Annotated in this window: 10 protein-coding genes; 2 read left to right on the top strand and 8 right to left on the bottom strand. The window is 67.0% G+C overall.

Annotated features, from left to right (window positions below):
- Positions 1-76: 76 nt before the first annotated feature.
- A complete protein-coding gene (locus Q3A80_RS30940; protein ID WP_006485181.1) occupies positions 77-817 on the bottom strand; it encodes an acetoacetate decarboxylase in 741 nt (246 codons plus the stop codon).
- Between the two features lie 449 nt (positions 818-1,266).
- Between Q3A80_RS30940 and Q3A80_RS30935 the strand changes: the two genes are divergently transcribed.
- Entirely contained in the window at positions 1,267-1,848 is a 582-nt protein-coding gene (locus Q3A80_RS30935; protein ID WP_446332580.1) for an undecaprenyl-diphosphatase, read from the top strand.
- A gap of 35 nt (positions 1,849-1,883) precedes the next feature.
- On the opposite strand, the gene Q3A80_RS30930 is transcribed toward Q3A80_RS30935, so the two are convergent.
- The 4 genes from Q3A80_RS30930 to Q3A80_RS30915 all read right to left on the bottom strand — a co-directional run bounded on the left by Q3A80_RS30930 (position 1,884) and on the right by Q3A80_RS30915 (position 5,153).
- The gene (locus Q3A80_RS30930; RefSeq protein WP_446332579.1) at positions 1,884-2,108 is read right to left on the bottom strand and encodes a hypothetical protein; all 225 of its coding nucleotides are present in this window, start codon (positions 2,106-2,108) and stop codon (positions 1,884-1,886) included.
- Between the two features lie 119 nt (positions 2,109-2,227).
- Positions 2,228-3,049: a siderophore-interacting protein gene (locus Q3A80_RS30925; protein WP_446332578.1), complete on the bottom strand. Its 822-nt coding sequence runs from the start codon at positions 3,047-3,049 to the stop codon at positions 2,228-2,230.
- Positions 3,050-3,086: 37 nt separating this feature from the next.
- A complete protein-coding gene (locus Q3A80_RS30920) occupies positions 3,087-3,797 on the bottom strand; it encodes a PadR family transcriptional regulator (protein WP_446332577.1) in 711 nt (236 codons plus the stop codon).
- Positions 3,798-4,202: 405 nt separating this feature from the next.
- Positions 4,203-5,153 (bottom strand): helix-turn-helix domain-containing protein, encoded by a 951-nt coding sequence (locus Q3A80_RS30915; RefSeq protein ID WP_446332576.1) that lies wholly within the window; start codon positions 5,151-5,153, stop codon positions 4,203-4,205.
- A 271-nt stretch (positions 5,154-5,424) separates the two neighbouring features.
- Here Q3A80_RS30915 and Q3A80_RS30910 point away from each other — a divergent pair, with 271 nt between their 5' ends.
- Positions 5,425-6,912, top strand: coding sequence for an NAD-dependent phenylacetaldehyde dehydrogenase (locus tag Q3A80_RS30910; protein WP_446332575.1), 1,488 nt, complete (start codon positions 5,425-5,427; stop codon positions 6,910-6,912).
- Positions 6,913-7,001: 89 nt separating this feature from the next.
- Here the strand turns inward: Q3A80_RS30910 and Q3A80_RS30905 are convergent, their stop codons facing one another.
- From Q3A80_RS30905 to Q3A80_RS30895, 3 genes are all read right to left on the bottom strand, one after another.
- Positions 7,002-8,093 carry a porin gene (locus Q3A80_RS30905; protein WP_446332574.1) on the bottom strand — a complete coding sequence of 364 codons (1,092 nt, stop codon included), beginning with the start codon at positions 8,091-8,093 and terminating at the stop codon, positions 7,002-7,004.
- A gap of 206 nt (positions 8,094-8,299) precedes the next feature.
- Positions 8,300-9,022 carry an SDR family NAD(P)-dependent oxidoreductase gene (locus tag Q3A80_RS30900; protein WP_446332573.1) on the bottom strand — a complete coding sequence of 241 codons (723 nt, stop codon included), beginning with the start codon at positions 9,020-9,022 and terminating at the stop codon, positions 8,300-8,302.
- On the bottom strand, positions 9,000-10,121 hold the full coding sequence (locus Q3A80_RS30895; protein ID WP_446332572.1) for a 2,3-butanediol dehydrogenase: 1,122 nt from the start codon (positions 10,119-10,121) through the stop codon (positions 9,000-9,002). The genes Q3A80_RS30900 and Q3A80_RS30895 overlap by 23 nt, the downstream gene beginning before the upstream one ends.

The following is a 10,121-nucleotide window of genomic DNA, read 5'->3' as shown; positions in this document are numbered from 1 at the left end:
ATTCAGGTTGCTCATTTCGAATTTCCCGTGGTGAAAGGATTGACAGGGAGAAAGGACTGCGGATGTGTGACGGAGGCTACTGAGCGAGGTAATCGTAGACGACTTCGCCGAGCCCGAGCGTGAGATCCGCGACGAGGTGGCGCGCTTCGACGATCTCGAGCACCGGCAGGTCGGCCACCGGTGCAAGCGCGTGCGGCGCGAGTTCGAGCGACGCGGGGCCCGTCCACGCGCCCTTCATCTTGATGTCCTGCATGTAGTAGCGCACCAGTTCGCATACGCGTGCGGTGCCGTCGACGTGCGGGATGATCTTCAGCAGGAAGTTCGGGCCGGCGAGGCGCTTGGTCTGCTCGTCGATGTCGAGTTCCTTGTGCTTGTAGCCCATCGTGCCGGTCGCGACGCGCACCTTGCCGTAGTCGAGCGTGCCGAGGATGTGATCGGTGTTCACGTGCAGCGTGGGCGACGCGAGCTTCTTCGGGAAACCCCACAGCTCGCGGCCGCCGGCGATCGGCGGGTGATCGTCGAGATACATCGCGAGCGTGTAGCCGCCGGCCTGGCCGTTGTATTCGACGGGGATCACTTGGCCGCTTTCGGTGTAGTCGCCGAAGCCGGTCGAATCGGCCATGCGGATGAATTCGTAATGGACGAGCGGCTCGGTCACCTGCAGCGGCTCGGGGACGATCTCGCGCAGACGGTCCGGATCGGTGCGGTACGTGATGATCAGAAACTCACGATCGACGAAACGGTACGGGCCCATCGGGAACGCAGGGCTGGTCAACGGCATCGCAAACGCTTTCGATCGGACATCGCTCGGTTTCATGCGGACTCCTTGTTGTTGATCGCTTCGTGGATGAGTGCTCGTAAGCTCGTAATCCTATGCCTGTGCGTTGCCGTTGTGCGATGCCGCATCTGGAATTAATTGTTGCCGATTTCGAATTATTTACCGTGCAAATGTTGAGGCGATCGGCACAAAGGACGTCGACGGCGCCGCGCGCCCCGATGCTCGCACGCATCAGTGACACCACGATGTGGAAAAGGTGAGTCTTTACGGGATGGTTGGTGAGCTTTTACGGGAGACAGTCGCGCGGGAATGTGACAATTGCGTGAACTTGTGTTGCAGTGCAGGTTCTAAGTGCGTTCGCGCGCGGCTCGGGGCCAGGTTGCCGCCTGCGCTGCACATTAAGCAACGCTTAAGCGAGTGAGCCCTAGCATCGTTCGCGTCCGACCGGGCCGCCCGGTCCCATCCTTACGCCTTACGCAACCGGATTCATGCAGAACCTCAATCTCATCCTGTTTTCCGCGATCAATGCCGGCGCTGCGCCGCACCCGGGCGTGGCCCGCCTCGCGATCTTCGCCGCCGACTGGCTCGTCTATGCGTTCCCCGCGATGCTGCTGCTGACCTGGATCTTCGGCGAGCGCCCGACGCGGCGCCAGGCGATCGAAGCCGGCGTCGGCACGTGCGTCGCGCTCGTGCTCGCGCAGGTGATCGGGCATTTCTGGTTCTCGCCGCGGCCGTTCATGGCCGGCGTCGGCACGCAGCTGATTCCGCATGCGCCGGACAGCTCGTTTCCGAGCGATCACATGACGTTCGCGTGGAGTCTCGCGGTCGGCATGCTGTTGGCCGGCACCACGCGGCTCACCGGCTACGTGATGATCGCGATGGCCGCCGCGATTGCATGGGGGCGCGTGTATGCGGGCGTGCACTGGCCGTTCGACATGGCCGGCGGCGTGCTGGTCGGCACGGCCGGTGCGCTGGCCGCACACGTGTACGGGCAACGCGTCGTCGAACTGCTCGAACGGATCGGCGATGTGGTACACGCGGTGATGATGGGGCGTGAGCGCACCCCCTGAGCGGTAGAACGCGGCGCAGGACGGGCCGGACGCCGTCAACCGGGCGTCTTGGCCGAGTCGGCCGACGCCGACGTGCTGCCGCCCGCTTCGTGCAGTTCGGGCGTTTCGCCCGGGTGCCTTGCGGCGTCGCGTTCGAGCGCGCTTTCCTTCAGGATCGCGCACATCGCGACGAACAGCGCGAGCACGACGGCCGCCAGGCCGCAATAGCCGGCGATCTTCAGGTTGCGAAGGAAAGGCGAAGCGTGGCTTTCTTTTGTCATGACCGGGCGCTCCTGGGCAGGCTGCGGCGGCTGTCGCCCGACAGCGGCGCCGCAGACGTACATATATACCAGCCGCCCCGCCGATGCCAAGCCCGCCGCGGCGCGGGCGCCCGTTCCGGTCAGTCTTCCAGCGTTTCGTGCACGGCCGTCGCGCCGCGCTTCCAGTAGGCCGCCGCGCGGATGCGCGACTTGTCGACGCCGCGCTCGCCCGTCAGGTGCTGCCGCACCGCACGCATCGACTGCGCTTCGCCCGCCGCCCACACGTAGCCGTCGCCGGACGACGGCAGCGGCAGTTCGCGCACGGCGGTCAGCAGCGCGTCGCCGTCCGATGCATCGGCTTCCGCGCGAAAGCGCCAGACTTCATGCACGTCGGCACGCGTGTCGAACGCGATCTGCGCGGTGCGATCGGCGACTTCCAGCACGACTGCCGCACGCGAGCCGGCCGGCAATTGCTCGAGACGGCGCGCGATGGCCGGCAGCGCCGTATCGTCGCCGATCAGCAGATGCCAGTCGAAACCGGTCGGCACCACGAACGAACCGCGCGGACCGCCGATCCCGAGCCATTGGCCGACGCGCGCCTGCGCCGCCCACTGCGATGCGGGGCCGGGATGGTTCAGCACGAATTCCAGATCGAGTTCGCACGCGGCGCGATCGAAGCGGCGCGGCGTGAAATCGCGCGCGACCGGCTTCGGCTCGCCTTCCGGAAACTCCGGGCCGTTCGCGCCGAGCGTCGGCATCGCGGGCCGTTCGGCGCCGGGCGCCGGGAAAAACACCTTCACGTGATCGTCGAACGACGACGATTCGAAATCCGCGAGGTCGGGGCCGCCGAGGGTCACGCGCAGCAGGTGCGGTGTCACCGCATGCACGCGCACGACCTGCAGCAGGCGGAACTTCAGCGTATGGCGCACGCGGGTAACGGCGCGTTCGGATGTGTTCGGCATCAAACCGTTCTCCTTGAGTGTGGGCGGGCGGCGCGGGTTACGCGCCGGTGCCGCCTTCGATTTCGGCCGTCGCGCGGCGCATGATCGCCGCGATACGCCGTTGTTCGTCGGCGTCGGCGCCGCTCTTGTGGAGCAGCGCGCGCTTCAGTGCCAGACGGGCCTCGACGAACTCCGGCAGCCAGCCGGGCTGCGTTTCGTCCGGCGTGTCGCTGCCCGCCGATTCGCCGGCGAACGCGCGGCGCATGAATTCCATCTTGCGCGCGAGATGCGTGAGGCGCGCGAACAGGGTATCGACGCGCTCGCGCTGCGCATCGAGGTGCGCGCGACCGGCGTCGGTCAGCGCGTAGCGCTTGCGGTTGCCTTCCGCCTGCGACACGACGAAGCCGACTTCCTCGAGATAGGTCAGCGCCGGATACACCATGCCGGGGCTCGGGCTGTAGAAACCGTTCGAGCGCGTGTCGAGCGCCTTGATCAGTTCGTAGCCGTGGCTCGGCTGCTCGGCGACCAGTGCGAGCAGCAGCAGCTGGAGATCGTCGGAACTGAACTGGCGGCCGCGCGGCATGCCGTCGTCGCCGAAATCGCCAAAGCCGCCGCGTCCACCGCGGCCACCGAACGGGCCGCCGCCGAATGGGTCATGACCGCGGCGGTGGCGGCCGATCGCGTGCCAGAGGCCCGCGAACCAGTCAGCGCGCGCATGCGCACCATGTCCGTCGCATCGGGCATGGCCGTGGGAGGGGTTGTGTCGCATGATCGAGTCCTATATGTCGTAAAACATATCTAAAGATATATATCGAAAGATAGAGTGTCAAGGAGGATTATTGGGGGCGCATGGTGGGGGAAGGTCCGGGCAGCAGCTTGCGCATGGCACCAGAACGGATTGAAGCGTTCAGTCAGGGAATCGGAGCAAGCGCCCGCGGCGGTGAAGTCGTACGGAAGCGGCTCCTGCGAGCGCCATCGGCCCGCTGACGATCCCTCCGTATTCGGCCCGATCGAGATCCGCCCGAGTTTGGTGGCCGGCGTGTCGAGCACACGGCGCGGCCAAAGGCTGCACGGCGGGTACCCGATTGGGCGTGCGTTGCGGGCGACGTGCGTGTGACGCCGGATTCGATCGCCACCTGGTACGCACCGCATCGCCGACGCGCGATGCAACCCGTCAGTCTCCGCGCGTATTGCGGAATGCGATGCGATACGCTCCCGGACTACACCCGAACCGCGCCTTGAACGCGCGCCCGAAATGCGTGATGTCCGAAAACCCGCAAGCGATCGCCAGCTCCAGCAGCGTGCGGCTGGTATCCGCCGGATCTTCCAGCGCCCGCCGGCTCGCCTGCAGCCGATATTCCTGTATCAGGCTCTGCGGCGTCCGCTCGGTCGCGGCCAGCGCGCTGTACAGCGTGCGACGCGACACGTTCAGCGCGCGCGCCAGCTTGTCAGGCGACAGATCGGGATCGCTGTAGTGATGCGATAGATAAATTTCCGCATTCATCCGCAACGTCGCGCTGCGTGCGTCCGCGCCGGTCAGCGAGTCGCTCGCCTCGCGGCGAATCACCGAATCGAGCAGCATCAGCGTCGACTGCTCGAAGCCGAACAGGCTTTCCGGATCGTTCGGCACCTGCCCGTCCATCAGGAAGCGGATCGACTGCAGTGCCAGCTGCGCATTGCCGACGGTCTTGCGCACCTGCACGCCCTCGCGCTCGACGAACCATCGCCACATCGTGCCGCTCCTCGGCGGCGTCAGCGCGGCGACGAAGCGTGACGCGTGCGCCGATTCGATCGTGTACGGCTGCGTCGCATCGTAGATCACCCACTCGCCGGGATTGACGGTCGCTGTCGCGCGCCGTTGCGTGATGCGGCTTTGTCCGGCGATCTGGAACAGGACCTTGTAGCAATCGCTGTCGGCGCGCGACGCGAGCGAGCGGTCGCGATCGACGCGGATCGCGGTGGTATCCACATCCGCCATGCGCAGGCCGCCGACCGCGGCCACGCGCGCCGACATCCGGAACAGCGGGCCGGTGTCGTGAAAGACGAGCGGCAGGAAGCTGTCCGCGATCAGGTCTCGCAGGTTCGCGTTGCGGGTGCTGGCGTCGACGACGAGTTCGTGTGCCATTGCCGGAATGAGGAGAGAGTCGGGAAACGGGTCGAGCCCAATGCGTACGCGCGGTACGCAGCTCGACGCCCGGCCATTGTCCGGAGCGTGACACCGCAGCGTCAAGGGCGGTTTTCACAGGGAAACCGCCACGTCGCACGAATCTGCACGCTGAAGCCAAAAGTGTGCACGCAACGCCGAATCGCGTATGCGACGCGTCCCTAGAATCGATGAGCGGCCGGCAACTCGGCCTTTCGCACTCACATTCAACGGGATTTCCGGAGGAACACCGATGGCACTGGTTCGGATGCTGGACGAAGTCAAAGCGTTTCTCGCGCGCGAACATGGTCACTACATCGACGGCCGCGCGGTAGCCGGCCGAGGTGAACGGATCGACGTGCGCGATCCGTCGACGCGTGCGGTGATCGGCTCGGTCGCGCAGGCGACCGACGACGACGTCGAAGCCGCGATCGCGTCGTCGCAGCGCGCATTCCGCGGCGAATGGGCCAACCTGACGCCGGCCGATCGCGAGCGCATCCTGCTGCGCTTCGCGGACCTGATCGAAGCGCACGGCGAGGAGATCGCGCAGATCGAAACCGCGCAGTCGGGCAAGCTGATCGCGTTGTCGCGCGTGATCGAGGTCGGCTGGTCCGCCCGCTGGCTGCGCTACTACGCGGGCTGGGCCACGAAGATCGCGGGCGAAACGCTCGCACCGTCGTTTCCGAGCATGAACGGCGAACGCTACACGTCGTTCACGCTGCGCGAGCCGCTCGGCGTCGTGTTCGGGATCATCCCGTGGAATTTCCCGGTGATGATCCCGGTGTGGAAATTCGGCGCGGCACTCGCGACCGGCAACACGGTGCTGATCAAGTCGTCGGAATTCACGCCGCTCACGATGCTGCGCATCGCCGAGCTGGCGACCGAAGCCGGCCTGCCGCCCGGCACGCTGAACGTGATCAACGGCACCGGCCAGGTCGGCGCGAAGGTGGTCCGCGATCCGCGCGTGGCGAAGGTGTCGTTCACCGGTTCGGTGCCGACCGGCCGCCTCATCGGCGAGCAAGCCGTCAACGCGAACCTCACGCGCTTCACGCTCGAGCTGGGCGGCAAGAACGCGGCGGCGTTCCTGCCCGATACGCCGGTCGACCGAATCCTCGACGGCATCGTCGAGGCCGGGTTCCTGCATGGCGGGCAGGTGTGCGCGTCGGCCGAACGCTTCTTCGTGCATCGTTCGCAGTTCGACGAGGTGATCGAGAAGATCAAGGCGCGCGTCGACAGCTTCCAGCCGGCCGACCCGATGGACGACGCGGGGATGATCGGCCCCGTCTGCAACGAGCCGCAGTTCCGCAAATGCATCGACGCGTTCGAGCTCGCGCGCACGGAAGGCGACACGATCGTCACCGGCGGCGGCGCGTATGTGCGCGACGGCTTCTACGTGAAGCCGACGATCGTGCTGCCGCGCTCGCTGGAATCGTCTTCGTATCGCAACGAGATCTTCGGGCCGGTCGGTGCGTTCGTGCCGTTCGACGACGACGAGGAGCTGATCGCGATGATGAACGACACGCCGTTCGGACTGACCGCGAGCCTGTGGACGAACGATCTGTCGAAGGCGCTGCGCTACGTGCCGCGCATCGAAGCCGGCACCGTGTGGGTGAACATGCATACGCTGGTCGATCCCGCCGTTCCGTTCGGCGGCGCGAAAGGCTCCGGTATCGGCCGCGAATACGGGTCGGCGTTCATCGATGCCTATACCGAACCGAAGTCGGTGACCATCCGCTTCTGATCGCATGGCGCCAACGTAAAGCCCGCCCGGCATGAGCCGGACGGGCGCCCGTGCGGTTCAGCACCAACGCACCAACGCGCCAACGCGCATCAGAACCGCGTACTGAACCCGATCCGCGCAACGGACTGCTGCACGCCGCTCGATGCGCCGTTCGGATCCATCACGCCGTTGATCTGCGCGTTGCTGCCATGGCTCGCGCGCTGATGCACGCCTGCGACATACACCATCGTGCGTTTCGACAGCCAGTACTGGACGGCGGCGAGGACCTGGTGCGCGTGCGCGTTGTCGAGCGTGTCGTTGCCCTTCATGTACGTGTAGCTCGCGCCGATCACCCACACCGGCGACGGATGCCATGCGGCGCCGGCTTCCGCCGACCACGCGCCCGCGCCGTTCCATGCGTTGTGCACGGTCGTGAAGAGCGCCTTCGCGGTGACCGTGCCGAGCGTATAGTGCGCGCCGGCGCCCCAGTTGCGCACGGTGGTGGCCGGCGATCCTGCAGCCGCACCGTACTTCTGGTTGGTGTAAGCGGCGCCCGCGCCGAACGGGCCGTTGTCGTAGCTCGCACCCACGCTGACGGTGTTGTTCGCGCCGATCGACCCCGCGACGTTGCCGAAGCCGTACAACGCGCCGAACGTCAGCCCCGAGATCGACGGACTCGCGTACTTCACCGAATTCGCGACGCGATTGCTGCCCGCGACGCGATCCCAGTCGAACGCGCCGGTCGGATTGTTCGGCAGCGCGAGCTTGTCGAACGGGCCGTTGCGAAAGCCGTACAGCCCGACCAGATCCTGCGCGATCTCGTTGCCGCTCGCGGCCAGCGAGTCGACCATGAATTCGTACTGGTTGCCGAGCGTCAGCGTGCCGTAACGGTCGTTCTGCAGACCGACGTAGGCGGTGCGCGCGAACAGCCCGCCGCCGATCATCGAGCCGTTCGCGAGCGAGAACTGATTGACGAGCCGGAAGATCGCGCGCGTGCCGGCGCCGAGATCCTCCTTGCCTTCGAAACCGAGCAGGTTCGGGAAGAAGATGTTGTCGTCGAATTTCGCGCTGCCGTGGCCGCCTTCGTTGCTGACGTAGCTGATGCCGGCATCCAGCAGCCCGAACATCGTCACGCTGCTCTGCGCGAACGCCGCGGCCGGAAGCGTGCAGGCCGCGAGGGCCAGCAAGGTCTTTTTCGTCATCTCCAGGATGCTCCTCACATGTTTCCGGTCATGCCGGAATATTTTTGATCGGACTACTGATTGATATGAAGAAAGTGAATCGTGAAACGCCCGAAACGGTCGTACGCTGAACAGCGCGGCCGTATCGGGCACGCGGGCCGGGCGGGCGCGCGAGCGGGGCGGCACCGGCGCGGTACGTATGCGCCGATGCCCGCATGCGACTCGCGCTAAACCGTCGAATACCCGCCGTCCACCGGCACGACCGAACCGGTGACGAACGATGCGCCGGGCGAGCACAGGAACAGGATCACTTCCGCGACCTCGTCGGCCGTGCCCCAGCGCGCGAGCGGCGTGCGCTCGAGAATCCGCCGCGAAGCGTGCGTATCGGCCATCAATCCGCTGCTGAGCGGCGTATCGATCCAGCCGGGTGCGACCGCGTTCACGCGGATCCCGCGCTCGGCCCACGCCTGCGCGAGCGAGCGCGTGAGCTGCGCGATGCCGCCCTTGCTCGCGCTGTACGCGGGGCGATCCTTGCTGCCGAAATACGTGTACATCGACGCGACGTTGACGATGCTGCCGCCGTTTGCCGACAGCGCCGGCAGCGCAGCATCGGACGCCCGCATCACCGATGTGAGGTTCACGTTCAGCACGAGCTCGAACTGGTCCATCCGGTATTCGTCCGCGTGCCGGCTGATGCCGACGCCGTTGACCAGCACGTCGACGCGCGGCAGCGCGCGGATCCTGCGCGTCAGCGCTTCGCTGTCGGTCACGTCGAGCTCGACGCAGCGGATGCCGGGATGGACCGGCGCATGCGTGCCGGCAGCGTCGAGCCCGAGCGCGACGACCGATGCGCCCGCCTCCGCGAAACGCCACGCGGTGCGCGCGCCGATGCCCGACGTGCCGCCCGTCACGACGACGGTCTTGCCGTCAAACGACGAGGGGCGGTTCATGCTCGATACTCCCGACGGTGTGGACAGCACGCGCATGCCGGCGCGACGGCGCAACGAGGATCTTGATCTGCGCGCGATCGGCGAGCAGCGCGTCGAAGCCGTCGGCGACGGCATCTTCGAGCGACACGGTGCGCGTGACGATCGACGTGAGATCGAGCGCGCCCGAGCCGATCAATCGCAGCAGGTCTTCGTACACGTGCCGGTAGCCGACGCTCGCCGTGAAGGTCAGCTCGTCGTTGACCGCGCGGAACGCATCGAAGCCCGCATGCGGCATCAGGCCGACCATCACGAGGCGGCCGCCCTTGCGCAGCCCCTGCATCGCGGCTTCGAACGTGGCCGGCAACCCGGCCGCCTCGAAGCTCACGTCGACGCCGAGTCCGCCCGCCGCTTCGCGGATCGCATCGCGCAGCACCGGCGCGTCGAGCGAGCGCGCATCGAACGCGTGCGTCGCACCGAAGCGCGTGGCCGCGGCGAGCCGCTCCGGCGACACGTCGACCGCGACGATCGTCGTCGCACCCTGCAGCTTCGCGAGCATGATCAGCAGCAGGCCGATCGGCCCGAGGCCGAACACCGCGCAGGTGTCGCCGAGCCGCAGTTCGCCGCGCCGCAACGCATGCAGCGCGACGGCGGCCGGCTCCATCACCGCGGCTTGCTCGAGACTGACGTCGTCGGGCAGCCGGTGCAGCATGTAGGCCGGCACGACCGCGAAGTCGGCCATCCCGCCGTCGCCCATCAGGCCGGCGAAGCCCATCGACACGCACAGGTTGTACGACCCCGCGCGGCAGTACGCGCACTGGTGGCAGTGATACTCGGGCTCGACCGCGACGCGGTCGCCGGGAACCAGCGTCGTTACCCCTGCGCCGACTTCGACGACGGTGCCGCAGAACTCGTGACCGAGCGTGAGCGGCGCGGTACGGCCGGACAACGGATGCGGCGTGTCGACCGGAATCGCATGCGGGCCGTCCGCGTATTCGTGCAGGTCGCTGCCGCAGATGCCGCAATACGCGACCGCGATGCGAACCTCGCCGGGCCCCGCGCGCGGCGTGTCGAGTTCGGCCACGCGGATGTCGCGCGGGCCGTGCCATTGAAGTGCACGCAT

Source organism: Burkholderia sp. SR8 (assembly GCF_052851275.1).
The sequence above is the reverse complement of the archived record's forward strand: the minus strand, read 5'-3'. Positions and strand labels throughout refer to the sequence as shown.